21 protein-coding genes and 1 pseudogene are annotated in these 25,147 nt (G+C 61.8%); 9 read left to right on the top strand and 13 right to left on the bottom strand.

Going from position 1 to position 25,147, the window contains the following annotated elements; genetic code table 11:
• A partial coding sequence (locus tag FBY03_RS10225; protein WP_147172100.1) for a transposase occupies nucleotides 1-539 on the top strand: 539 nt, incomplete at its 5' end.
• Nucleotides 540-554: 15 nt separating this feature from the next.
• On the opposite strand, the gene FBY03_RS10220 is transcribed toward FBY03_RS10225, so the two are convergent.
• From FBY03_RS10220 to FBY03_RS10210, 3 genes are read right to left on the bottom strand one after another with little or no spacing between them, the layout of a single operon-like run.
• Nucleotides 555-752 carry a DUF1289 domain-containing protein gene (locus FBY03_RS10220; protein WP_147172098.1) on the bottom strand — a complete coding sequence of 66 codons (198 nt, stop codon included), beginning with the start codon at nucleotides 750-752 and terminating at the stop codon, nucleotides 555-557.
• Nucleotides 749-1,273: a gamma carbonic anhydrase family protein gene (locus FBY03_RS10215; RefSeq protein WP_147172096.1), complete on the bottom strand. Its 525-nt coding sequence runs from the start codon at nucleotides 1,271-1,273 to the stop codon at nucleotides 749-751. Before FBY03_RS10215 ends, FBY03_RS10220 begins: the two co-directional genes overlap by 4 nt.
• Nucleotides 1,274-1,295: 22 nt before the next feature.
• Nucleotides 1,296-1,898, bottom strand: coding sequence for a CoA pyrophosphatase (locus tag FBY03_RS10210; protein ID WP_147172094.1), 603 nt, complete (start codon nucleotides 1,896-1,898; stop codon nucleotides 1,296-1,298).
• A gap of 169 nt (nucleotides 1,899-2,067) precedes the next feature.
• Here FBY03_RS10210 and FBY03_RS10205 point away from each other — a divergent pair, with 169 nt between their 5' ends.
• Both FBY03_RS10205 and FBY03_RS10200 read left to right on the top strand, forming a co-directional pair.
• Entirely contained in the window at nucleotides 2,068-2,625 is a 558-nt protein-coding gene (locus tag FBY03_RS10205) for an NUDIX hydrolase (protein WP_147172093.1), read from the top strand.
• A gap of 19 nt (nucleotides 2,626-2,644) precedes the next feature.
• Complete coding sequence (locus tag FBY03_RS10200) at nucleotides 2,645-3,148, top strand: murein L,D-transpeptidase family protein (protein WP_147172091.1); 504 nt, start codon at nucleotides 2,645-2,647, stop codon at nucleotides 3,146-3,148.
• 79 nt (nucleotides 3,149-3,227) lie between these two features.
• Here FBY03_RS10200 and FBY03_RS10195 read toward each other — a convergent pair whose 3' ends face one another.
• The 3 genes from FBY03_RS10195 to purL form a co-directional block, all read right to left on the bottom strand.
• Nucleotides 3,228-3,545 (bottom strand): YqfO family protein, encoded by a 318-nt coding sequence (locus FBY03_RS10195; protein WP_147172089.1) that lies wholly within the window; start codon nucleotides 3,543-3,545, stop codon nucleotides 3,228-3,230.
• Between the two features lie 188 nt (nucleotides 3,546-3,733).
• Nucleotides 3,734-3,982 carry a CDGSH iron-sulfur domain-containing protein gene (locus FBY03_RS10190; protein WP_147172087.1) on the bottom strand — a complete coding sequence of 83 codons (249 nt, stop codon included), beginning with the start codon at nucleotides 3,980-3,982 and terminating at the stop codon, nucleotides 3,734-3,736.
• Between the two features lie 18 nt (nucleotides 3,983-4,000).
• A complete protein-coding gene (gene purL, locus FBY03_RS10185; protein WP_147172084.1) occupies nucleotides 4,001-7,897 on the bottom strand; it encodes a phosphoribosylformylglycinamidine synthase in 3,897 nt (1,298 codons plus the stop codon).
• A 165-nt stretch (nucleotides 7,898-8,062) separates the two neighbouring features.
• Here purL and mltF point away from each other — a divergent pair, with 165 nt between their 5' ends.
• Nucleotides 8,063-9,523 (top strand): membrane-bound lytic murein transglycosylase MltF, encoded by a 1,461-nt coding sequence (gene mltF, locus FBY03_RS10180; RefSeq protein WP_147172082.1) that lies wholly within the window; start codon nucleotides 8,063-8,065, stop codon nucleotides 9,521-9,523.
• A gap of 20 nt (nucleotides 9,524-9,543) precedes the next feature.
• Here mltF and tadA read toward each other — a convergent pair whose 3' ends face one another.
• The 4 genes from tadA to guaB all read right to left on the bottom strand — a co-directional run bounded on the left by tadA (nucleotide 9,544) and on the right by guaB (nucleotide 15,074).
• Entirely contained in the window at nucleotides 9,544-10,023 is a 480-nt protein-coding gene (tadA, locus tag FBY03_RS10175; RefSeq protein WP_147172080.1) for a tRNA adenosine(34) deaminase TadA, read from the bottom strand.
• Nucleotides 10,024-10,159: 136 nt separating this feature from the next.
• Nucleotides 10,160-11,530: a multicopper oxidase family protein gene (locus tag FBY03_RS10170; protein ID WP_147172078.1), complete on the bottom strand. Its 1,371-nt coding sequence runs from the start codon at nucleotides 11,528-11,530 to the stop codon at nucleotides 10,160-10,162.
• 270 nt (nucleotides 11,531-11,800) lie between these two features.
• Complete coding sequence (guaA, locus tag FBY03_RS10165) at nucleotides 11,801-13,378, bottom strand: glutamine-hydrolyzing GMP synthase (protein WP_147172076.1); 1,578 nt, start codon at nucleotides 13,376-13,378, stop codon at nucleotides 11,801-11,803.
• A 226-nt stretch (nucleotides 13,379-13,604) separates the two neighbouring features.
• Nucleotides 13,605-15,074, bottom strand: coding sequence for an IMP dehydrogenase (gene guaB / locus FBY03_RS10160; RefSeq protein ID WP_147172074.1), 1,470 nt, complete (start codon nucleotides 15,072-15,074; stop codon nucleotides 13,605-13,607).
• A 169-nt stretch (nucleotides 15,075-15,243) separates the two neighbouring features.
• Between guaB and FBY03_RS10155 the strand changes: the two genes are divergently transcribed.
• Entirely contained in the window at nucleotides 15,244-17,379 is a 2,136-nt protein-coding gene (locus FBY03_RS10155; protein WP_147172072.1) for a TonB-dependent siderophore receptor, read from the top strand.
• Nucleotides 17,380-17,448: 69 nt separating this feature from the next.
• Here FBY03_RS10155 and FBY03_RS10150 read toward each other — a convergent pair whose 3' ends face one another.
• A complete protein-coding gene (locus FBY03_RS10150) occupies nucleotides 17,449-18,000 on the bottom strand; it encodes a sugar ABC transporter ATPase (RefSeq protein WP_147172071.1) in 552 nt (183 codons plus the stop codon).
• Nucleotides 18,001-18,250: 250 nt separating this feature from the next.
• Between FBY03_RS10150 and xseA the strand changes: the two genes are divergently transcribed.
• From xseA to leuA, 4 genes and pseudogenes are all read left to right on the top strand, one after another.
• Entirely contained in the window at nucleotides 18,251-19,630 is a 1,380-nt protein-coding gene (gene xseA / locus FBY03_RS10145; protein WP_147172070.1) for an exodeoxyribonuclease VII large subunit, read from the top strand.
• Nucleotides 19,631-19,681: 51 nt separating this feature from the next.
• A complete protein-coding gene (locus tag FBY03_RS10140) occupies nucleotides 19,682-20,515 on the top strand; it encodes a peptidoglycan DD-metalloendopeptidase family protein (protein WP_147172069.1) in 834 nt (277 codons plus the stop codon).
• A 37-nt stretch (nucleotides 20,516-20,552) separates the two neighbouring features.
• Nucleotides 20,553-20,996: pseudogene (locus FBY03_RS10135) on the top strand (mechanosensitive ion channel family protein); the annotation flags it as partial.
• Between the two features lie 336 nt (nucleotides 20,997-21,332).
• Nucleotides 21,333-23,003: a 2-isopropylmalate synthase gene (leuA, locus tag FBY03_RS10130; RefSeq protein ID WP_147172067.1), complete on the top strand. Its 1,671-nt coding sequence runs from the start codon at nucleotides 21,333-21,335 to the stop codon at nucleotides 23,001-23,003.
• 80 nt (nucleotides 23,004-23,083) lie between these two features.
• Here the strand turns inward: leuA and FBY03_RS10125 are convergent, their stop codons facing one another.
• Both FBY03_RS10125 and FBY03_RS10120 read right to left on the bottom strand, forming a co-directional pair.
• The gene (locus FBY03_RS10125; RefSeq protein ID WP_147172066.1) at nucleotides 23,084-23,878 is read right to left on the bottom strand and encodes an amidohydrolase; all 795 of its coding nucleotides are present in this window, start codon (nucleotides 23,876-23,878) and stop codon (nucleotides 23,084-23,086) included.
• Nucleotides 23,866-25,014: a pyridoxal phosphate-dependent aminotransferase gene (locus FBY03_RS10120; protein ID WP_147172065.1), complete on the bottom strand. Its 1,149-nt coding sequence runs from the start codon at nucleotides 25,012-25,014 to the stop codon at nucleotides 23,866-23,868. The genes FBY03_RS10125 and FBY03_RS10120 overlap by 13 nt, the downstream gene beginning before the upstream one ends.
• Nucleotides 25,015-25,147: the final 133 nt, after the last annotated feature.

The following is a 25,147-nucleotide window of genomic DNA, read 5'->3' as shown; positions in this document are numbered from 1 at the left end:
GCCCACAGGCCGAAGTGGTATACGACCTGTTCCATGTCGTGGCGCGTTATGGCCGCGACGTGATTGACCGCATCCGGGTCGATCAGGCCAACGCGTTGAGCCATGACAAGCCCACCCGCAAAGTGGTCAAGCAGAGTCGTTGGCTGCTCCTGCGCAACCGGGACAACCTCAAAGATGAGCAGGCGGTGCAATTGCAGGAGCTACTGGTCGCCAATCAGCCACTGGCCACCGTTTACGTGCTCAAAGACGCCCTGAAAGAGATCTGGTATGCCCCCAGCGTGCGTGAAGGCTGGCAACGCTGGAGGGCCTGGTTACGCCATGCGCGGGATAGCGATCTGGCACCGCTACAGCGCTTTGCTCGAAACCTCAGGCGCTACGCCCGAGGCATCCTCGCCAGCGCTCGCTTCCACATGCATACCAGCCTGCTGGAAGGGGTGAACAACCGCATCAAGGTGATCAAGCGTATGGCCTATGGCTTCAGAGACTCGGACTACTTCTTCCTGAAAATCAAGGCCGCCTTCCCCGGGAAAGCGCGATGAACCAAATAAATGGGGCTAGTGCTGCAGCAACGCACCACTGACCCTGGCACGTTCGTGACACAACAGCAGCACCTGACGGCGCTCGGCGTTGTCCATGCGGCTCCAGCGAGTAATCTCAGCGACACTGCGCTGACAGCCTATGCAGATATCATCCTCGTCCAGCGCACAGACCTGTACACAAGGCGAGGCGAGCGGGCGTTCGACGTCCATCAAGCGTCCTGCTCGACCAGGTCGCGCGCGTAACGCTGGGCGTTATGCAGGTAATGCGCGGCGCTGGCTTCGAGCATCTGCTTCTGCGCATCGGTCAGCTCACGCACCACCTTGCCCGGTGAGCCCACTACCAGTGAGCCATCGGGAATTTCCTTGCCTTCGGCGATCAGGGTATTGGCGCCGATGATGCAATATTTGCCGATTTTGGCCCCATTGAGCACCACGGCATTGATCCCGATCAGACTGTAGTCGCCCACCGAACAGCCGTGCAGCATGGCGTTATGACCAATGGTCACGCCCTTGCCAACGGACAGCGGGAAGCCCATATCGGTGTGCATCACCGTGCCATCCTGCACGTTACTCTGCTCGCCGATGTGAATCAGCTCGTTATCGCCGCGCAGTACGGCGTTGAACCAGACACTGGCACCCGACTCCAGCCTGACCTTGCCGACCAGCGTGGCATTCGGAGCCACCCAGCTCTGCGGGTGGGCTTCGACGTGCGATTGTCCCAGGCGATACTTCATGGCTGCGTCCCCATCCTAAGCGTCAATTCAGGTTGATGAAATGTTCCGGTGGCTGATGCAAAGCGATGCCGGCGTCGTACACCAGGTTGACCAGCTCTACCAGCATGATGGCCGTCAGCCCCCAGATCTTGTATTCGCCATAGCGGTAACTCGGCACGTACCAGCTGCGCCCGAGGTAGTCGATGCGATGGGTCATTTCCCGGGGGTCGCTGCGGAAAAATGCCAGCGGTACCGAGAACACCGCCGCGATCTCGTTATCGTTGGCCTGGTACTCGACGTAGTCCGGCACCAACCCGACATAAGGCGTGACCTGAATACCGTGGCGCGATACCAGGGAGCTCAGGGGCCCGATCACCTCGACCAACCCAGGGGGCAGGCCGATTTCCTCTTCCGCCTCACGCAGTGCAGTGCGAATCAAATCGGCATCTTCCGGGTCGCGACGCCCACCGGGGAACGCCACTTCACCGCCATGGGTAGACAGGCCGCTGGCACGCAAAGTCAGCACCACTTCCGGCTCATCGTTGCGGGTGATCGGAACCAGCACCGCCGCCTCGGGGAAGCTGTGGTCGGTCTCCAGTAAACGCGGGCTGTAGCCACGCACGCGTTGGAGTAACTCGTCGAGCATGGGTACTCTCGGTGTTTTTTATGTTCCGGATGATGGCACGAAAGCGCCGACAGGCCCAAGCCCTGCACCGCCAACGGGCAATATTCAGACGACCTATCCAAGCCCCCATTGCACTTGCCGCTAAGCCCCGCCGCGCGCCAAGATATGCCGTGCACCAAGAGGATTCGGCATGAAGTTCTGCAGCCATTGCGGCAGCCCAGTCACCCAGCGCATTCCCGAAGGCGATAATCGTCTGCGCTTCGTGTGCGAGCAATGTCACACCATTCATTACCAGAACCCACGCATCGTCGCCGGCTGTCTGCCGGTATGGAATGGACAGGTTCTATTGTGTCGGCGCGCGATCGAGCCGCGCAGAGGCTACTGGACCCTGCCAGCCGGTTTTATGGAAAACGGCGAAACACTGGAACAAGCCGCCGCCCGGGAAACCCAAGAGGAGGCCTGCGCACGCGTTCGCGACCTGACCCTGTACACCCTGTTCGACCTGCCACACATCAATCAGGTGTATATGTTCTTCCGTGCCGAGCTGGTCGACCTGGATTTCGCCGTAGGCGAGGAAAGCCTGGAGGTCCAGCTGTTTCACGAGCGCGACATCCCTTGGTCAGAGCTGGCTTTCCCGACTATTGGACGTACTTTAGAATGCTATTTCACCGACCGGCAACGGCAGGTCTACCCAGTACGTAACGAGCCGCTCGATGCATTGCGCGCGCACTACAGAAAAACAGTTTGATCCTTGGGATATCGCTCCGATGCGCTGGTTACTCGCCCTACTCTGCTTGCCCATGGCGCTCGCGGCCTATGCCAATGCCACGCCCACAACCGAGGCGCTAAACGTCGACAAGGTGCTGGTGGTCAAATCCGAACGCAAGCTGCATCTGATCAGCCGTGGCCAACCCTTCAAGTCCTACCGCATTTCCCTCGGCAAACAACCAACCGGCGCTAAACAACGCGAAGGCGATCGCCGCACCCCCGAAGGCCTTTACTGGATCGACTGGCGCAAAACCAGCGAAAATTACCAGTTGTCCCTGCACATCTCCTACCCGAACGCCCGCGACCAGGCCAAAGCGCACGACAACGGGGTATCGCCGGGCGGCATGATCATGATTCACGGCACGCCAGTGGATGAGGAGTACCCGGAGTGGTTCTTCCACACCCTGGACTGGACCGAGGGCTGTATCGCCATGCAAAACAGCGACATGCGCGAAGTCTGGAAGCTGGTCAAGGACGGCACCCTGATCGAGATTCGTCCGTAGGCTGGGTGCACCCCAGCAAGCGCCACCCCGTCGCCCAGCAAAAAGGCGCCCCTCGGCGCCTTTCCATATGCCGTGACAGCTAGAACTGGATGTCGGACAAACGCCATACATCGAAGGCCGGGGTTTCATAGGGGTGAGTGCTCTTCAACGCCTTGACCGCCGCATGAATCAGCTCATCGGCGACCACCAGCTCAACCTTCCACTCCGCCACCCGCTCGATCGTGCCAACCTGCCCGAGAAACGGCTGACTGCCCTGCAACGGCCGAAACTGGCCCTGCCCCAAGACTTGCCAGCAGCAACTGTCATAGCCACCGACCCGGCCAGCACCGACGGCAAACACGGCCGTTTTAACCGCCTCTAGGTGACTTTCCGGAACATAGAAACACAGCTTGTACATCGAGGTCTCCGCAAGCAGGCCAGTTTGAAAACAGCAAAATAATGACGCCAACAAATAATGGCACTTAGCCACAATCACAGACAGCGACATCCATCACAGGTCTAAACTTCGACTGGCCAGTCGTCTGAGCGTTCAATCGGTGCATCACTCACGCGCGCCAATAATCGTCAACGACACGACCAGAAACGCTACCCCTTGGCTTTCAAAGAGCACGCCGCAGCGGCATGACTGCCATCGCAATAGGGCAGCCGTACCGAGCCCGCGCAGCGGCAGAGCAGCAACCACTGCTCACGCACTGGCTGCAGGTACAGACATGATTGGCATTCGGCAGGGCAATCGGGAAGCGTGGGCGAGCGCCCACAGCGGCACAACGACAAGTAGTCGCCGGGCTTGACCCAGCGAACCTCGGGGAGAATCGGCGCGCCCTCATCCGGCATGAGGGCGCGCCACCAGGATCAATCCACCCAAACGCGAGCGTTACGGAACATGCGCAGCCAGCCGGCATCTTCCTGCCACTCCTCGGGCCGCCAGGAGTTCTGCACGGCGCGGAACACCCGCTCCGGGTGCGGCATCATGATGGTCACCCGGCCATCGCGACTGGTCAGGCCGGTAATCCCGCGCGGCGAACCGTTCGGGTTCGCCGGGTAAGTCTCGGTGACCTTGCCGTGGTTATCGGTGAAGCGCATGGCCACACAGCCAGACAAGTCGGCCTCAAGCAAAGCCTCCTCGCTCTCGAACTCGGCATGCCCCTCGCCGTGGGCGATGGCGATCGGCATACGCGACCCGGCCATGCCCTGCAGGAAGATCGACGCCGACTCCTGCACCTGAACCATGGCCACGCGCGCCTCGAATTGCTCCGAGCGGTTACGCACGAAATGCGGCCAGAACTCGCTGCCAGGAATCAGTTCGTGCAGGTTGGAGAGCATCTGGCAACCGTTGCACACGCCCAGACTGAAGCTGTCATTGCGTTCGAAGAAGGCACTGAAGGCATCCCGCGCACGGTTATTGAACAGGATCGACTTGGCCCAACCCTCACCAGCACCGAGCACGTCGCCATAGGAGAAGCCGCCACAGGCGACCAAACCTTTGAAGCTGTCCAGATCGACGCGTCCGGCGAGGATATCGCTCATGTGCACGTCGACCGCGTTGAAACCGGCGCGATCGAAGGCCGCAGCCATTTCCACCTGACCGTTGACCCCCTGCTCGCGCAGTACGGCGATTTGCGGGCGCAGGCCTTTCTTGATGTACGGCGCTGCGATGTCATCGTTGACGTCGAAGCCAAGCTTGATATTCAAGCCAGGATTATCCTCCTCCAGCAGGGCGTCGAACTCCTGATCGGCACACTGGACGTTATCGCGCAGGCGCTGGATCTGGTAGCTGGTTTCCGCCCACTGCCGCTGCAACAGACGGCGCTGGCCGGCGAATACCGGCTGACCGTTGAAGCTGATTGCCACCTCATCGTTGTTCACCGGTTGCCCGATCACCGCCACACAGTCACCCAGGCCGGCGGCACTGAACTGCGCCAGCACCTCGGGCGTAGCATCCTGATGCACCTGAATCACCGCACCCAGCTCTTCGTTGAACAACACGGCGGCCAGCTCCTCGCTGTTGTCGGCCAGCGAGTCAAGGTACAGATTCAGACCACAGTGCCCGGCGAAGGCCATTTCCAGCGCACTGACCAGCATGCCGCCGTCGGAACGGTCGTGGTAGGCCAATAGGTAACCGTCGGCATTCAGCCCCTGGATCACCGCGAAAAACGCCTTGAGGTCTTCGGCATCATCGACATCCGGCGCCTGCCGGCCGAGCTTGCCGTGCACCTGAGCGAGAATCGAGGCACCCATGCGGTTCTGCCCTCGGCCCAGGTCGATCAGGATCAGGTCGGTTACTCCCTTATCCATGCGCAGTTGCGGAGTCAGGGTCTTGCGCACATCGCTGACTGGGGCAAAGCCGGTAACGATCAGCGACAGCGGCGAGGTGACGCTCTTTTCCGCGCCCTCGTCCTGCCAGCGGGTCTGCATCGACATCGAGTCCTTGCCCACCGGAATGGTGATGCCCAGCTCGGGACACAACTGCATGCCGACGGCCTTGACCGTGTCATACAGGCGCGCGTCTTCACCTGGATGACCGGCCGCGGCCATCCAGTTGGCGGACAGTTTGATGTCGGAGATAGCGTCGATGCGCGAGGCCGCGATGTTGGTCAGGGTTTCGCCGATGGCCATGCGTCCGGATGCCGGAGCATCGAGCAGGGCCAACGGGGTACGCTCGCCCATCGCCATGGCTTCGCCGGTGTAGACATCGAAACTGGTAGAGGTGACCGCACAATCGGCCACTGGCACCTGCCACGGACCGACCATCTGGTCGCGGGCGACCAGGCCGGTGATGCTGCGATCGCCGATGGTGATCAGGAAGTTCTTGCTGGCCACGGCCGGGTGGCGCAGTACGCGGGTAACCGCCTCGTCCATGTCCAGACCGCGGGCATCGAAATCATCGCCCAGCTCGGCCTCACGGTCGGCGCTGCGGTGCATGCGCGGCGCCTTGCCGAGCAGCACGTTGAGCGGCATGTCCACCGCGTTATTAGCGAAATGGCTGTCGGCAACGGTCAGGTGCGCCTCCTCGGTGGCCTCGCCGACTACCGCGAACGGGCAGCGTTCACGCTCGCAGATCGCCTTGAAGCGCTCGAAGTCGGCCGCACCGACCGCCATGACGTAACGTTCCTGGGACTCGTTGCTCCAGATTTCATGGGGCGCCATGCCCGGTTCGTCGTTCGGCACGTTGCGCAATTCGAAACGTCCGCCACGCCCGCCATCGTTGACCAGCTCGGGGAAGGCATTGGACAAGCCGCCGGCACCGACATCATGAATGAAGCTGATCGGATTGTGCTCGCCGAGCTGCCAGCAGCGGTCGATCACTTCCTGGCAACGGCGCTCCATTTCCGGGTTCTCGCGCTGCACCGAGGCGAAATCCAGGTCGGCCGAACTGGTGCCGGTGGCCATCGACGAAGCGGCGCCGCCGCCCAAGCCGATCAGCATGGCCGGGCCGCCGAGCACGATCAGCTTGGAGCCGATGGTGATCTCAGCCTTCTGCACGTGCTCGGCGCGGATGTTGCCCATGCCACCAGCCAGCATGATCGGCTTGTGGTAGCCGCGTACTTCTTCACCGCGCGGCGTCTGGATCGCCTGTTCGAAGGTGCGGAAGTAGCCGGTCAGCGCCGGCCGACCGAATTCGTTGTTGAACGCGGCGCCGCCCAGCGGCCCCTCGATCATGATGTCCAGGGCGGTAACGATGCGCTCGGGCTTGCCGTACGGCACTTCCCAGGGCTGTTCGAAACCGGGAATTTGCAGGTTGGAGACGGTGAAGCCAGTCAGGCCGGCCTTGGGCTTGGCACCGCGGCCGGTAGCGCCCTCATCGCGAATCTCGCCGCCGGAGCCGGTGGCAGCGCCGGGAAACGGCGCGATGGCGGTCGGATGATTGTGGGTTTCCACCTTCATCAGGATGTGCACCGGCTCCTGGGTCGCACCGTACTGACGGGTCTCGGCATTCGGGTAGAAGCGTCCGGCGGTATGCCCGACGATCACCGCGGCGTTGTCCTTGTATGCGGACAACACGCCTTCGCTGTGCATCTGATAGGTGTTCTTGATCATGCCGAACAGCGACTTTTCCTGGCTCTCACCATCAATGTCCCAGCTGGCATTGAAGATCTTGTGCCGACAATGCTCGGAGTTGGCCTGCGCAAACATCATCAATTCGATGTCATGGGGGTTGCGCCCCAGCTCGGTGAAGCTGCTGACCAGATAGTCGATCTCGTCCTCGGCCAGAGCCAGGCCCAACTCGACGTTGGCCCGCTCCAGGGCGGCGCGACCACCAGCCAACACATCGACCACGGTCAGCGGCTTGGGCTGAGCGTGACTGAACAGTGCCGCAGCATCTTCCAGTGCACTCAGTACCAACTGCGTCATGCGGTCATGCAGCACGTCGGCAACCTGCCCGGCCTGGGCAGCGCTGAGCTCGCCAGAGACGTAGTAGGCGATGCCGCGCTCGATGCGCTGAATCTTGGCCAGCCCACAGTTGTGGGCGATATCGCTGGCCTTGCTTGACCACGGCGAGATGGTGCCGAAACGCGGCACCGTGAGGAACAGGCGCCCTTGTGGCTCCTGCACCGCCACACTCGGACCGTATTTCAGCAGACGAGCCAGCACCTGCTCTTCATCGGCGGCGAGCACACCGCTGACCTCGGCAAAATGCGCGAACTCGGCGTACAGCCCAGTCACAGCGGGTACTTTGCTGGTCAGTTGCTCAAGCAATTTACCGTGGCGAAAAGCAGAAAGGGCGGGAGCGCCGCGCAGGATCAACATCGGGGACAGCCTCTGGGAAGGGGTGTACTTTGAGGCCGTGCATTCTAGCCTAAAGCGCTCGCCACGGCACCCGTGGCAGAGCATCCACAGCTGCAAAAACGACTAACAGAGATGCCTGACGCTGTCGATATATGGCGAGCCGAAGGCTTTGCGTATACTGCGCCAATGTTTGCCCAATCTGCGTTCCGTGCACGCTGCATGTGCTGGCTGTCAGCAATCGGAATCCTCCTGCTGTTCGGTGGCTGTGCTGAAGAGCCCAGCACACTCGAACGCATTCAGGCGGAGGGTGTGCTGCGCGTGATCACCCGCAACAGCCCGGCCACCTATTTTCAGGACCGCAATGGCGAAACCGGCTTCGAGTACGAGCTGGTAAAACGCTTTGCCAACGACCTGGGTCTGGAACTAAAAATCGAGACCGCCGACAACCTCGACGAACTATTTGCCAGCCTGAACAAGGCCGACGGACCCGCGCTAGCCGCCGCCGGCCTGGTAGACAGCGTTGGGCGACGAGCGCAGGCGCGCTTCTCCCGTCCTTATTTAGAAGTCACCCCGCAAATCATTTACCGCAATGGCGAGCGCCGCCCCACCCGCCCACAGGACCTGATCGGCAAACGCATCCTGGTCCTCAAGGGCAGCAGCCACGCCGAGCAACTGGCGGCCCTGAAAGTTGAACTGCCCGAACTGAACTACGAAGAGTCCGCCGCGGTGGAAGTGGTCGATCTGCTGCGCATGGTCGACGAAGGACAGATCGACCTGACCCTGGTCGACTCCAACGAGCTGGCAATGAATCAGGTGTATTTCCCCAACGTGCGCACCGCCTTCGACCTGGGCGATTCACTTGGGCTGGGCTGGGCCGTCGCACCTGGCGAGGACAACAGCCTGCTCGACGAGATCAACGCCTTTCTGCTCCGCGCCGAGGCGAACGGCAGCCTGAAACGCTTGAAGCAACGCTATTACGGCCACGTCGATGTACTGGGCTACGTCGGCGCCTACACCTTCGCCAAACACCTGCAACAACGCCTGCCGCGCTATGAAAAGCACTTCCGCCAGGCGGCGCAGAGCAACACCCTGGACTGGCGTCTACTGGCTGCCATGGGCTATCAGGAATCGCTCTGGCAGCCGACCGCCACCTCGAAAACCGGGGTGCGCGGCCTGATGATGCTGACCCTGCGCACCGCCCAGGCCATGGGCGTGTCCAACCGCCTCGACCCCAAGCAGAGCATCGAAGGTGGCGCCAAATACATCGTGCGGGTGAAGGAGCGGCTGCCCGACAGCATCGAGGAGCCGGATCGCACCTGGTTTGCCCTGGCCGCCTACAACGTCGGCGGTGGCCATCTGGAAGATGCGCGCAAGCTCACCGAGGCCGAGGGACTGAACCCGAACAAGTGGCTCGACGTGCAGAAGATCCTGCCACGCCTGGCGGAGAAACAGTGGTACAGCAAGACGCGCTATGGTTACGCCCGTGGCGGCGAACCGGTGCACTTCGTGCGCAACATCCGCCGCTATTACGACATCCTCACCTGGGTCACTCAGCCGCAGCTGGAGGGCAGCCAAGTGGCGGCGAGCGGTACCCACCTGCCCGGGATCAATAAAACCCAGCTACTGGAAGACACGCCGCCGCTGTAACGCTCCGCCCTTCCGCGCCCCTAACGGCCGCGCCGAGCCTTGAAGAACTCGCTCAACACCGCGCCGCACTCCTCGGCCAGCACCCCCCCCTCGATCAATACCCGGTGATTGAGAAAGCTCTGACTGAAAAACTCGCCGCGACTGAGCACCACGCCCGCCTTGGGTTCGGTGGCGCCATACACCACCCGCTGAATTCGCGCGTGCACGATCAAACCCGCACACATGCTGCATGGCTCCAGCGTCACATACAGGGTGCTACCGGGCAGGCGGTAATTGGCCAGGCCCTGCGCCGCGGCACGAATCGCCACCATCTCGGCGTGGGCACTGGGATCATGGCTGGAGATCGGACAGTTGAAGCCGCGCCCGACGATCTCGCCATCGCTCACCAGCACCGCCCCCACCGGCACCTCACCCAATACAGCGCCCTCGGCAGCCAAGGCCAGCGCCTCACGCATGAAGCGCTGATCCTGACTTCTGTCGATAATCTTCGGTTGACGCATTACTCGAGCCCCAGAAGCAAGCGTCGCGAGCGAGCCGAGAGCAAGGCGGACGGAACGCAGCGACGAGACATATCAGCTAGATAGGCGAGAAGCGAGTACCGCCCAACGCGGCTATCGGCTTGCGCAGTAGCTTTCCTCATGGGCTGACCTGAATCGCGGCCATCAGGCCGGTTTCCATATGATCGATGACATGGCAGTGAAACATCCACACCCCCGGATTGTCGGCCACCAGGGCGATCCGCGCGGTCTCATTTTTGCCCAGCAGGTAGGTATCGGTGTAATACGGGGTGATTTTGCGCCGATCCGAATCCAGCACCTTGAAGGTCATGCCATGCAGATGGATGGGGTGCAGGTACTGGGCCATGTTACGCAACACGAAGATATAGTGACCGCCCTGCTTGAGGGTCGCAATCGGCCGATCCGCGCAGGTCTTGTCGTTGATATTCCAGGCCTGGCCGTTGATCTGCCAGTAACGATAACCCGCGTTTTCGACGTTCTCCGAGAGCGCCGCGGTCCACTCGAAGTTGAAGCGCAGGGTCTCGGCTTTAGCCAGGTCCGGCTCGGCTATCGGGTTGGCCGGCAGTGCGGCTGGCCAGTCACCAAGCGGCTCACTACTGACTTCGCTGACCAGCGTCGCCAGGCGCAGCGGGCCGTTGCGCAGGGATAACTCGGTGCCCGCAGCCGGCACCTTGAGTGCCAGATCCAGGCGCATACCCGGCCCCAGCCAGTACTCCTTGCCCAATGGCCGCGGCGCAACCGGGTTGCCATCCAGGGCATAGATGCGCGCCTCGGCACCCGGCAGATTAAGTCGGTAGGTGACTGTGCTGTCGACATTGATCAAGCGCAGTCGTACCACCTGGCCGGCCGGCAGTGACAAGTTCGGCACATGCACGCCATTGATGGTGGCAAGCCTGCCGCGCGTACCCTCACGCGCGGCCTCTCGCGGCAGGCTGAACGCGGTGAACGCGCCCTGCTCATCCACGTGCCAACTCTTCAGGCTCAGCGTACGCTCATGGCTAAAGCCGCTCGGCTCACGCTCCTCGATCACCAGCGGGCCGACCAGGCCGCGGCCGAGCTGCTCGGAGCTGGTGGTGTGCGGGTGATACCAGAAGCTGCCGGCATCGGGCGTGACGAACTGATAGTCGAAGTACTCGCCCGGCAGCACCGGCAGCTGCGAGACATAGGGTACGCCGTCCATTTCCAGCGGCAGACGGATGCCGTGCCAGTGAATGGTGGTGGGCTGCTCGAGCTTGTTGATGAAGCGCACGCGCAACAGATCGCCCTGTCGACCCCGAATCTCCGCACCCGGCGCCAGCCCACCATAGCCCCACGCCGGGGTCATATGACCGGGCACCAGCTCGAGGTCGAGCGGCGCGGCGATCAGTTCATAGTCGTGGGTCGCCGCATTCTGCGGGCGACCCAGCCAGTAACGTACGCCGCCGGCACCCAGCCCTACGGCGGTCAAACCAAGCAGGCCACCGAGAAGTTTTCGACGTGTAAATGACATGGGTACAGACACCTCTAGATAGGGGGACTTTCTAGAACAAAACGCTGAGCCCATCGGGGAAATCAAGGTAGGCATGTAATAGCCGGTCTCTGACGGATCGGCTTTTTAGAAGCTTTAAAATCGAACAGGCAACGCAAGAAAGGGTTACTGGGCTAAGGCCAGGCAAGGCGCCCCGGAGCTTTTAAGCGCAGCGTACTGCAGTACGTGAGCATTAAAAGCGAGGACGCAACGCTGCATGGCCGACGACCAGGAAGCCGTCCTGCTAACGCATCATTCCCACTCGATGGTAGCTGGCGGCTTGCTCGACACGTCGTAGGTGACGCGCGAGATACCTTCGATCTCGTTGATGATCCGATTGCTGACCTTTTCCAGCAGCTCGTAAGGCAGGTGCGCCCAACGCGCGGTCATGAAGTCGATGGTTTCCACCGCGCGCAGGGCCACGACCCAGGCGTAACGACGGCCATCACCGACCACGCCAACCGACTTGACCGGCTGGAACACCACGAAGGCCTGGCTGGTCTTGTGGTACCAGTCGAAATTGCGCAGCTCTTCGATGAAGATATGGTCGGCGCGGCGTAGCAGGTCCGCGTACTCCTTCTTCACTTCGCCGAGGATGCGCACCCCCAGGCCCGGTCCCGGGAACGGGTGACGGTAGACCATGTCATAAGGCAGGCCCAGCTCCAGGCCGATCCGGCGCACTTCGTCCTTGAACAGCTCGCGCAGGGGCTCGACCAGCTTGAGGTTCATCTCCTCTGGCAGGCCGCCGACGTTGTGGTGGCTCTTGATCACGTGAGCCTTGCCAGTCTTGGCGCCCGCCGACTCGATCACGTCCGGGTAGATGGTGCCCTGAGCCAGGAACCTGATGTCGTGCAGCTTGGACGCTTCGGCATCGAACACATCGATAAAGGTGCGACCGATGATCTTGCGCTTCTTCTCCGGGTCAGCCTCACCGGCCAGATTACCGAGAAACTGTTCTGCGGCGTTGGCGCGGATCACCTTGACCCCCATGTTCTCGGCGAACATGGCCATCACCTGTTCACCCTCATGCAGACGCAGCAGGCCGTTGTCGACGAACACGCAGGTCAGCTGATCGCCGATGGCCTTGTGCAGCAGCGCGGCAACCACCGAGGAATCGACGCCGCCGGACAGACCGAGCAACACGTTGGAGCTGCCGACCTGGGCGCGCACCTGGGCGATGGCGTCATCGACGATATGCGATGGGGTCCACAGGGCCTCGCAGCCACTGATCTCCAGGACGAAGCGCGAGAGAATGCGCCCGCCCTGCTTGGTGTGGGTCACTTCCGGGTGGAACTGCACGCCGTAATAGCCACGGCGGTCGTCCGACATCGCGGCGATCGGGCAGCTCGGGGTGCTGGCGAGGATATGGAAACCCTCCGGCAGCGCGGTGACCTTGTCGCCATGGCTCATCCACACGTCCAGACCGAACACGCCGTCATCGTCGACATGGTCTTCGATGCCTTGCAACAGGCGACCCTTGCCGACGACATCGACGCGGGCGTAACCGAACTCGCGCACATCCGAGCCCTGCACCTTGCCGCCCAGCTGTTCGGCCATGGTCTGCATGCCGTAGCAAATACCCAGCACCGGCACCCCGAGGTCGAACACCGCATGCGGCGCACGCGGGCTGTCGGCCTGGTGCACCGACTCGGGACCACCGGCGAGGATGATGCCGCGCGGCGCGAAGGCGCGGATGTCCTCGTCACTCATGTCGAACGGGTGCAGTTCGCAGTACACGCCGATCTCGCGCACGCGACGGGCGATCAACTGGGTGTACTGGGAACCGAAATCAAGGATCAGGATGCGATGGGCGTGAATATCAGGGGCCATGGCCGTTTCTCTCAGCGGAATTCACAAATGACAAGGGGCTGCCCCGTTTTTCTCAACAGCAACAGCCCCATGTTTTCTCAACTCTTTAAAAATGGATTTGCCGTGTCGCGAGCGCAGGACCGGCCAGGCGGAGTGAGGCGAGAAAGCGGAGTTTGCTGTAGCAAATGAGCATCTCGAGCTTCTCTCCAACACCGCCGGTGCAAGCGCAGCAGCGGCACATCCATTTTTAGCCGACGCGGTAGTTCGGCGCCTCTTTGGTGATCTGCACATCGTGCACGTGCGATTCGGCCATGCCGGCACCGGTGATACGGACGAACTCCGGCTTGGTGCGCATCTCTTCGATGGTGGCACTGCCGGTGTAGCCCATGGAGGCACGCAGGCCACCGGTCAGCTGATGGACGATGCCCGACATCGCGCCCTTATAGGGCACGCGACCTTCGATGCCTTCCGGCACCAGCTTCTCGGCACCGGCGGAAGAGTCCTGGAAGTAACGATCCGAGGAGCCCTGAGCCTGGGACATGGCGCCCAGCGAACCCATGCCGCGATAGGCCTTGTAGGAGCGGCCCTGGAACAATTCGACTTCGCCCGGCGCCTCTTCGGTACCGGCCAGCATCGAGCCGATCATCACGCAGGAAGCACCGGCAACTATGGCCTTGGACAGATCGCCGGAGAAGCGAATACCACCGTCGGCGATCAGTGGCACACCGGTGCCTTCCAATGCTGCCGCGACGTTGGCCACCGCGGAAATTTGCGGCACACCGACGCCTGCGACGATCCGCGTGGTGCAGATCGAGCCTGGGCCGATACCGACCTTGACCCCGTCGGCACCCGCTTCTACCAACGCCTTGGCCGCATCGCCGGTGGCGATGTTGCCGCCGATGACCTGGACCTCGGGGAAGGTTTGCTTGACCCACCGCACGCGATCGATCACGCCCTTGGAGTGGCCATGGGCGGTATCGACGATGATCACATCGACGCCAGCAGCCACCAGCGCGGCGACCCGGTCGGCGGTATCGGCGCCGGTACCGACGGCGGCACCGACGCGCAGGCGACCCTGGTCGTCCTTGCTGGCCAGCGGGTAAGCCTTGGCTTTCTCGATATCGTTGACGGTCATCATGCCCTTGAGACGGAACTGATCATCGACGATCAGCACGCGCTCGATGCGGTGCTTGTGCAGCAGCTTGCGCACCACCTGGGTGTCTTCGCCTTCCTTGACCGTGACCAGGCGCTCTTTCGGCGTCATCACTTCACGCACTCGGGCATCCAGGCGGTTTTCGAAACGCACGTCGCGCGAGGTGACTATGCCGACCAGGTCGCCATCGGACAGCACTGGCACGCCGGAAATATTGTTCTGCCGGGTCAGGTCGAACAGATCACCGACAGTGGCATCGGCGTCGATGGTGATCGGGTCCTTGACCACGCCAGACTCGTAACGCTTGACCTTGCGCACTTCGGCAGCTTGCTGCTCGACAGTCATGTTTTTGTGGACGATGCCAATGCCACCTTCCTGCGCCATGGCAATCGCCAGGCGGGCTTCAGTGACGGTGTCCATGGCGGCTGACAGCAGCGGAATATTCAGCTCGATGCCACGGGTCAGGCGAGTCTTGAGGCTGACATCCTTCGGCAGAACTTCGGAATAACCAGGAATAAGTAGAACGTCGTCGAAGGTAAGAGCTTCTTGACTGATACGCAGCATGGCGGGGGCTCCCGGACGGGAAATTGGAAGCGCGCCATTATACCCAGCGGAGCCATCCCACTCAATGCAAAGAATACTTTAGCTGCACAGACATCTCGCTGCGCTATCCATGAAAGGAACAAAACCTATAAGATAATAATTCTCAATAACATTAGCATTATGGAAACCAATGCCCTCTTCCCGCTCGACCCACGCCTCACTCCGTGGCAAGTCCACCCTGATCGCCTTCGCACTGCTACCGACAGGCCAGGCCCTGGCAGAGCAAGCCCGCACAGAGTTGCAGTTGCCCAGCCAGGAAGTGATCGCACCCCGCGCAGCCGAGGAAGGCTACCGGGCTCAGACCGGCAGTACGGCCAGCAAATCGGACATCCCACTCAAGGAAGAGGCACAGTCAGTACAGGTGGTAACGCCACAAACGATCGAGGACTACCAGGTCAAGTCGCTGGACGATGCGATGAAATTCGTCAGCGGCATGACCCAGAGCAATACCCTGGCCGGCACTCAGGATGGCTTCGTCAAACGCGGCTTTGGTACTAACACCGACGGCTCGATCCTGCGGGATGGCGTACGCACCAACCTGTCGCGTAACTTCGACGCCACCAGCGAGCGCGTGGAAGTGCTCAAAGGCCCGGCCTCGCTGCTATATGGCGCACTGGAGCCGGGCGGGCTGATCAATGTAATCAGCAAAAAGCCGCACTACCTGGCCCACACTCGAATAGCTGGCGAGTACGCCAGCGTCGGCGGCGGCAACCTGTCGATCGACACCACAGGCCCGCTTGGCGACAGTGGTTTTGCCTACCGACTGATCACCGAGCGCCAACATGAAGATTACTGGCGTAACTACGGCAGCGACGCGCACAGCCTGCTCGCCCCCTCCCTGAGCTGGAGCGGCGATGACCTGCGCATCGACCTGGCTTATCAGTACAAGGAATTTTCCACCCCGGTGGATCGAGGCACGGTGCTGCTCAACAACCGCATTGCCGATAGCCAATACAACCGCCAGTTCGGCGAGACCTGGGCGAAAAGCGCAGGGATCGACCAAATCTTCAACGCCCGCCTGGAATACCGACTCAACCCGCAGTGGACAACCCGCCTGAGCTATAGCTGGAATCAGGAAAAGTTCGACTTTGCCGAGGCCATCCCCACGGCCGGTCAGCCCAACCTGAGCAACAACGGAAACCTGCGCCGCCGCGCCAACGGTGCCGCATACGATAATGACGTGCGGTACTTGGCCTGGGACTGGATCGGCAACAGCGATCTATTCGGGCAAGAACATGACCTGCTGCTAGGCGTCGATAACGAACGAGTCGACAACTTCCGCGGCGAGACCTATCGCGGCACCCTCAACAACGACAGCCTGAATATCTACAACCCGGTCTATGGCAGCCTTGCCGAACCCAAGCAACTGAGCACCACCCAGAGCGACCGCAACGACGAAGTCCACTCCACCTCGCTCTATGCAAAAGACAATTGGCACCTGAACGAGCAGTGGATTCTGGTACTCGGCGGACGCTATCAGCACTACGAGCAATTCCTCGATCAAGGTCGTGGCAGCGACTACAGTCGGGTGCTGGACGACAACGGCGAGAAATTCCTGCTCTTTGCCGGCCTGGTCTATGCCCTCAACGACCAGGTCTCCCTGTACGCCAACTACAGTGAATCCTTCAAGCCCAACCAGTCGGACAGCCTGGCCAATGCCGCCGCGTTTAAGCCGGAAGAAGGTGTCAGCCGCGAAATCGGCGCAAAAATCGACCTCACGCCCAACCTGAGCAGCAACATTGCCTTCTTCGCTATCGAGAAAGAGAACGTGGTGGTGACGCTCAACGGTGAAGACCAGGCCGCCGGCAAGGTCGGTTCACGCGGTGTCGAGATCGATCTCAACGGCCGTATTGCCGAACGCTGGAATATGATCGCCACCTACGCCTACACCGATACGGAAATCCTCGACGACCCGGACAACCAGGGCAACTCGCTGGTCAACGCCGCCAAACATATGGGCAGCCTCTACCTGACCCACGACCTTGCGCTACCGACACAATATGGCGCCTGGCGTGCCGGTGCCGGCGCCCGTCATGTGGGCAAACGTGCGGTCGACAATAGCAATGCGGCCTGGCTGGACAGCTACACCCTAGCGGATGCCTTCGTGTCCTGGGAGACCACCCAACTGCTGGGTGAGAAGACCAAGCTGCAACTCAACGCCAACAACCTGTTCAACAAAGAGTACTACCCGTCCAGCGGCGGCAGCCTGCGTATCGCCGTGGGCGAACCACGGGAACTGCGCCTGTCGGCCAGCGTCGATTTCTGATCAGACGCCAGCGTGACGAAACGCCGACAGCTCCGGCTCAGGGATGAGTCCTTCCTCTTCGCCCCCCCCCTAGTCCGCGACCTCGACCAGCGAAACTGCATAGCCCAAGCGCTCGGCAAACTCATCCAGAAAGCTCTGCCTGAAGCGCGCCGCGCCCCAGTTATTGAAAATAAACCCCAGGTTGGAAAAGCCGCAGGGCTGCAGGAATAGAAAGCCATTGATGTCGTCTTCATGCCCGCATTCCGGGCAGATGAAGTTATCCGTATGGCCGGGCATCCACTCCTCCAGGCTGTCGAACAACGCCTCGCCGATTTCTTGGCGACACTGGGGACAACCCGCCTCCGCCAGAAACCCCTGCTGCGGGGTAAAGATGCAGCGTTTGTAGACGATTTCCAGGCCATGCACGGGCTGACCGAACGGCAGCAACTGCGGATGACTCACGACCCGACGGGCTCCCGGGGCAATGCCATAGGCCATCTTGTTGAAGCTGCGCCCGCAGGTGCTCAGCTGCTGCTCGACGATATTCTGCTGCACCAGCCACCGCACGATGGCCCGCGACCTGGCTTCATGCCCGGGAAAACTGGAGATTTGCGGGACGATGATGGCTTGTTGCTCGCTCATGAAAAGCTCGAGGTCGGTATTAAAAGGCGCGCAGCTTAACAGGCCGCTGAAAACTACTGCGCTCGGCTATGCGGCGTTGAAGTCAGCCTCAAAATGCTCATTTACCACTCGTAAACTGCGCTTTTTCGGCTGACTTCGCCTTGCCTAGCCATCGCTCGCTACATTTTTCAACGGCCTGTTAATGCTCTGGCACTCAGGGTCAAGGTCAACGGCCTATGGCGGGCCTGGCAAAGCCTTTATCATGCCGGCCATGATCAAAGACCCTTTCCAACGCCTGAACCTCGACCGCGAGGTGCTCAGCGTCAGCCAGCTCAACAACCGTGCCCGCCTGCTGCTGGAGGATGTGTTTTCCGGCATCTGGGTCGAGGGGGAAATCTCCAACCTGGCCAAGCCGGCCTCCGGGCACATCTATTTCACCCTCAAGGATAGTCAGGCGCAAGTGCGCTGCGCGCTGTTCCGCCAGAACGCGGCCCGCGTCCGCCAAGCGTTGCGCGACGGCTTGGCGGTCAAGGTGCGCGGCAAGGTCTCACTGTTCGAAGGCCGTGGCGACTACCAACTGATTCTCGACACGGTCGAACCGGCCGGCGACGGCGCCCTGCGCCTGGCCTTCGAGGCCCTGAAGGAGAAGCTCAGTGGCGAAGGATTGTTCGCCGTCGAAAACAAGCGTGCCCTGCCCACTCATCCCAAGCGCATCGGCATCGTCAGCTCACCGACCGGCGCGGTCATTCGCGACATCATCAGCGTGTTCCGCCGCCGCGCACCGCAGGTCGAACTGACCCTGATTCCCACTGCCGTCCAGGGCCGCGAAGCCAGCGGGCAGATTGTCCGCGCCCTGCACTTGGCCGACCGCAAAGGTTTCGATGCGCTGATACTGGCCCGTGGTGGCGGCTCCCTGGAAGACCTCTGGTGCTTCAACGAAGAGGCCGTGGCGCGCGCGATTGCCGCCTGTAGCACGCCCATCGTCAGCGCCGTGGGCCACGAAACCGACGTCTCGATCAGCGATTTCGTCGCCGACGTCCGCGCACCGACGCCCTCTGCCGCCGCCGAGCTGCTGGCACCGGACAGCAGCGAACTGGTGCAACGCCTGCACAACCTGCGGCGCCGCCTGCACCTGCGCATGCAAAGCCGCCTGGAGCGTGAGCGCATGCGCCTGGACGGCCTGACTCGCCGCCTGCGCCACCCCGGCGAACGCCTGCGCCAACAGGCGCAACAACTAGATGATCTGGAGATGCGCATGCAGCGCGCCCTCGAGCGCCAGTTGAACAACCGCCGCGAGCGCCTGGCCCGCCTGGAAACCCGCCTCGCCGGCCAGCATCCCGGACGCAACCTGAAGCTCTTGCGCCAGCGCCTCGACAGCCTCGCCGAGCGCCTGCCACGCGCCATTCGCGAAGGCTTGAAGGAGCGCCGACTGCAGCTGCAAAGCCAGGTGCAGACGCTGAATGCGGTCAGCCCATTGGCAACCCTAGGCCGCGGCTACAGCATCCTCCTCGACGAGCGCAGTCGTGCGATTCGCAGCGCCGCCGACGCCCATCCCGGCCAGCGTCTCAAGGCCCGCCTGGCCGAGGGCGAACTGGATGTACGGGTCGAGGACAACCACCTGGAACCCGTGACACTGTCGCTGCTGGATTGACCATTCGCCGGTGGCTGAACCTGCCTCGCCCACCCGCCCAGAGGAAACCTGATGCGCCTGCTGCTCCTGATACTCGCTTGCTGCCTCGCTCTACCGGCCCATGCCCAAGGCTTTATCAGCCGCCTGCTGAACCAGCCGGTACCCGGCGGCGTCGCGGTGATCGACCTCGGCCCGGCTGCCGGCGCGCCACGCGCCCGCTACCAAGACAAGCCGGTGCTGGTGATCCACGAGGATGGCCAACGCTGGATTGCCATCGTCGGCCTGCCGCTCAGCACAAAACCCGGCACCCAGCAGATTGCGGTACAAAAAAACCGGGGCAAGCAAACGCTGAGCTTCGAGGTCAGCAACAAGCACTACCAAGAGCAACGCATCACGATCAAGAATCAGCAACAGGTCAACCCGAACCCCGCCAACCTCAAGCGCATCGACCGCGAGCTGGCCGAACAGACCCGGGCCTACCGGCAATTCAGCCCGCGTCAGCCGAGCAATCTGCTGCTCGACAAGCCGGTCAACGGCCCGCTGTCCAGCCCCTTTGGTCTGCGCCGCTTCTTCAATGGCGAGGAACGCAACCCGCATTCCGGCCTGGACTTCGCGGCGAGCCGCGGCACCCCGATCAAGGCCCCGGCGGCCGGCAAGGTGATTCTGCTCGGCGATTACTTCTTCAACGGCAAGACGGTATTCGTCGACCACGGCCAGGGCTTGATCAGCATGTTCTGCCACCTCTCGGAAATCGACGTGAAGCTCGGCGACGAACTGCCGCGTGGCGGCGTCCTCGGCAAGGTCGGTGCCACCGGTCGGGCGACCGGGCCGCACCTGCACTGGAATGTCAGCCTGAACGACGCACGCATCGACCCGGCAATCTTTATCGGCGCGTTCGTGCCCTGAGACACCTGCACTTACAGATCCGCCCTGGGTCAACTGCATCGGCTTTCTCGACCAGGAAACTATCGCCCGCCTGCATGGGTTCAAGCTGCTCAAGCAGTACCTGAAGAGCAAGCAAAACGAGTTACTCAGCTGGAACAGCGAACTGGCCGATGACAACCAGGAACCCGCCAACACGCGGCGCATCACCAATATCGGCACCTTGCGCGCCTACGTGGAGCACCATCTGCGCCAGCACCCCGCCATTCATCAGGAGATGACCCAGTTGGTACGCCAGCTCAGCCCTAGCGCAGATGGCTTGCCACTGGAGCTGTACTGCTTCACCAACACCACGTCCCGGGGACGTTACGAGCGCATTCAGTCGGACATATTCGACCACCTGCTGGCGATCCTCCCCGAGTTCAACATGCGGGTGTTTCAGCATCCCAGCGCGGCGGACATGCGCGAACTGGGACGCAGCCAGGCGCTGCCAACCCTACCCTGACGGCGCTCGCCAACCCTGACCGCCCGACTCGGGCGAGCAGGGAAATGCGCCGCACAATCGCTACGCATTGCGCCCGACATCCACGCAATAAAATTGCGTAAAAACCATCCACGCGATCGATATCACCAAATTTACATGAGTGCTTGCCAGCTTTGATCGCCATGGATAGGGTTGACGCCATGAACGCTAATCACACCCTTATCCTGCTGCGCCAACACGCCAACCTCTGCCTGGTCAGCCAGCGACTGCGTAGCTAATCCCTCACGCCAGCGCCTCGCCCCCTTTCTAGATTCAGCACGGCCCGCCGACTGCGACCGTCGCTAAAAGGACATTCAGATGAGCATGCTTAAAGATCCGTCCAGCAAATACCGCGCATTCCCGGCCATTGACTTGCCGGATCGCACCTGGCCCGCGAAGACCATCACCGAGGTGCCGATCTGGTGCAGCTCTGACCTGCGCGACGGCAATCAATCGCTGATCGAACCAATGGATGCGCAGAAGAAGATGCGCTTCTTCAAGACCCTGGTGCAGGTCGGCATCAAGCAGATCGAAGTAGGCTTCCCCTCCGCCTCGCAAACCGATTTCGACTTCGTGCGCAGCCTGATCGAAGACGGCCACATCCCTGATGACACCACCATCCAGGTGCTGACCCAGGCCCGTGAAGACCTGATCACCCGCACCTTCGAGTCACTCAAGGGGGCCAAGCGCGCCATCGTCCACGTCTATAACGCTACGGCACCGTCGTTCCGGCGCATCGTCTTCAACCAGGACAAAGCCGGGGTAATCGGCATCGCAGTGAATGCCGCGCGCATCATCAAGGACCTGGCTGCACAGCAACCCAGCACCGAATGGACCTTTCAATACTCGCCGGAGATCTTCACCTCCACCGAACTGGAGTTTGCCGTTGAGGTCTGCGATGCGGTGCTCGACGTATGGCAACCGACGCCGGCCAACAAGGCCATCCTCAACCTGCCGGCAACCGTGGAAGTGGCCACGCCGAACGTCTATGCAGACCAGATCGAGTGGTTCGGCCGGCATATCAGCCGCCGCGACAGCGTATTGATCAGCCTGCACACCCACAACGACCGCGGCACCGGCGTAGCTGCCAGCGAGCTGGGCCTGATGGCCGGCGCCGATCGTGTCGAGGGCTGCCTGTTCGGCAACGGCGAACGCACCGGCAACGTCGACCTGGTCAACCTGGCCCTCAACCTCTATACCCAGGGCATTCACCCGGGCCTGGATTTCTCCGATATCGACAACGTGCGCAAGGTGGTCGAGGAGTGCAACCAGATTCCGGTGCACCCGCGTCACCCCTATGTCGGCGACCTGGTGCACACCGCGTTCTCCGGCTCGCACCAGGATGCGATTCGCAAGGGCTTCAGCCAGCAGGACGCCAACGGCATCTGGGAAGTCCCCTACCTGCCGATCGACCCGGCCGATATCGGCCGTAGCTACGAGGCAGTGATCCGCGTCAACAGCCAGTCCGGCAAGGGCGGCATCACCTACCTGCTCGAACAGGAATACGGCATCTGCCTGCCGCGACGCATGCAGATCGAGTTCAGTCAGGTAGTACAGAAGGAAACCGATCGCCTGGGTCTGGAAATGAGCGCCGAGCAGATCCACCGCTTGCTCGACAGCGAATACCTGCAAGCCACTGCGCCTTATGCGCTGAAGGGCCATCGCCTGCAGGAGGAGAACGGCACCAGCGCGGTGGACGTGGAAGTCATCAGCGAAGGTGACACTCAGCACTGGCGCGGTATCGGCAAGGGCCCACTGGAAGCCCTGGTCGCCGGCTTGCCGGTGAAAGTGGAAATCATGGACTACGCCGAGCACGCCATCGGCGCTGGCACCCATGCCAAGGCGGCGGCGTACATCGAGCTGCGCGTCGACGGCGGTCGCTCGCTGTATGGCGTCGGCATCGACGAGAACCTCACCACCGCGAGTTTCCGCGCCCTGTTCAGCGCCCTCAACCGTTCGCTGAAGCAAGCCGAGGCGCAAGCCGCCTGAGCGGCGGCATAGCCACAGACAACAACGCCGGGCACTGCCCGGCGTTTGTTTGTCCCTAGGGTGAGGTGAGCGCAGCCGGGTTAGACGCTCAGCCGGAAGTCGTCCGCATCCAGATAAGCCGGAAAACGTTCCCGGTAAGCCGCCAAAGCAGCGCCAGACAGCCTGACCCGGAACACTCCGGCAGTCGCTTCGGCGTTCAGCAGCGAGTCGCCCTGAAAATCCAGTACCTGAGAGTCACCGCTATAGGGGTGGCCATTACCGTCTGCGCCGACACGGTTCACCGCCGCAACGTAACAGAGGTTTTCGATGGCCCGCGCCGGCAACAGCCGGTTCCAGTGCTGACGTCGCGCGGCAGGCCAGTTGGCCGTGTACAGCAGCAAATCGGTGTTATGCGAATCACGGCTCCATACGGGGAAGCGCAGGTCATAGCAGATCAGTGGACGCACCTGCCAGCCCTTGAGTTCCAGTAGCACCTGCTCCTCGCCCGCGCTGAAATGCTTGTGCTCGCCGGCCATGCGAAACAGATGGCGCTTGTCGTAATGCGCCAGCGAACCATCGGGACGTGCCCACAGCAGACGATTGCGGTAGCTACCGTCGGCGGCCTGGATGATCAGGCTGCCGCTGATCACCGCCTGCAACTGCACCGCCTGCGCCAGCAGCCACTGACTGGTTGGACCATCCTCCGGCTCGGCCAGGCCGGCAGAGTCCATGGAGAAGCCGGTGCTGAACATCTCTGGCAGCACCACCAGGTCGGCGCCACGCGCCTGCTCGAACAAGGCCTGAAAGTGCGCACGATTGGCCGCCGGATCATGCCAGGCCAGCTCGCTCTGAATCAGCGCCAGCTCGAGATCGGGCAAACCGGTTAAATCGCGCATAGCTTCTCCGCCGCCTGACGCAAAGTCTCTTCACGCTTGGCAAAACAGAAACGCACCAGACGCAGGTCCTTGGGCGCCTGCTGGTAGAACACCGAGACCGGGATGGTCGCCACGCCATGCTCGCGGGTCAGCCATTCGGACATGGCAACGTCCTCCAGGTCATCGCGAATCGCCGAATAATCGGCCAACTGAAAAAAGGTGCCGGCGGCGCGGGTGAAGCAGAAGCGCGAGTCGCCCAGCAGGTCGCAGAACAGGTCACGTTTGGCCTGGTAGAAGGCTGGCAATTGTTCGACATGTTCGGGGTGCTCGGCCATGAAATCGGCCAGCGCCCACTGCAAGGGTGTGACGCCGCAGAAGCTGACGTACTGATGCACCTTGCGCAGCTCGGCACTGAGGGCCGCAGGCGCGACCACATAACCGGTCTTCCAGCCGGTGACGTGGTAGGTCTTGCCGAACGAACTGACCACGAAGGCACGCTGATACAGCTCCTCGTGGGCCACGACACTGGCATGCTGCGCGCCGTCGAACACCAGGTGTTCGTAGACCTCGTCGCTGACCAGATAGATGTCCCGATCACGAATCAGGGTGGCCAGGCGATCCAGTTCGGTCCGCGAGATCAACGCGCCGCTGGGGTTATGCGGACTATTGAGGATAATCAGGCGGGTTTTCGGGCTCAGGGCATCGTTCAAACGCTGCCAGTCGATGGCGAAGTCCGGCTGCCCCAGCGGGACATGCACACAGCGACCACCAGCCAGTTCCACCGCAGGCTCATAACTGTCGTAACAGGGATCGAAAACGATGACCTCATCGCCGGCTCGAATCAGCGCCTGAATCGCGCAAAAGATCGCCTGAGTCGCGCCGGGGGTAATGGTGATTTCGCTGTCCGCACTGACCGCACGGCCGTAGCAGCGTTGGATTTTCGTCGCCACCTGCTCACGTAAGGCCGGCAGCCCGGTCATCGGCGAGTACTGGTTATGCCCGGCTGCGATATGTCGGCCCACCGCGTCACGCAACGCTTGCGGCCCATCGAAATCCGGGAAGCCCTGAGACAGATTGAGCGCCCCGGTTTCCATCGCCAGCTGCGACATGCGGGTGAAAATCGTGGTGCCTACATTGGGTAATTTGCTGGTGATCATGGGCGCTTCCAGGTTCCGTGACAGTGCGGGCTTGCTCGCAGCCAGCCCTGCCTACAACCGTCATAAGTCTGTACCTGGATTGTGGATCCAGGCGAGGACTGTGGTCGATGCGGCAGGATAGCCGATCGACCAG

This window comes from Pseudomonas sp. SJZ079 (genome assembly GCF_007993865.1).
Taxonomy (GTDB): domain Bacteria; phylum Pseudomonadota; class Gammaproteobacteria; order Pseudomonadales; family Pseudomonadaceae; genus Aquipseudomonas.
The sequence above is the reverse complement of the archived record's forward strand: the minus strand, read 5'-3'. Positions and strand labels throughout refer to the sequence as shown.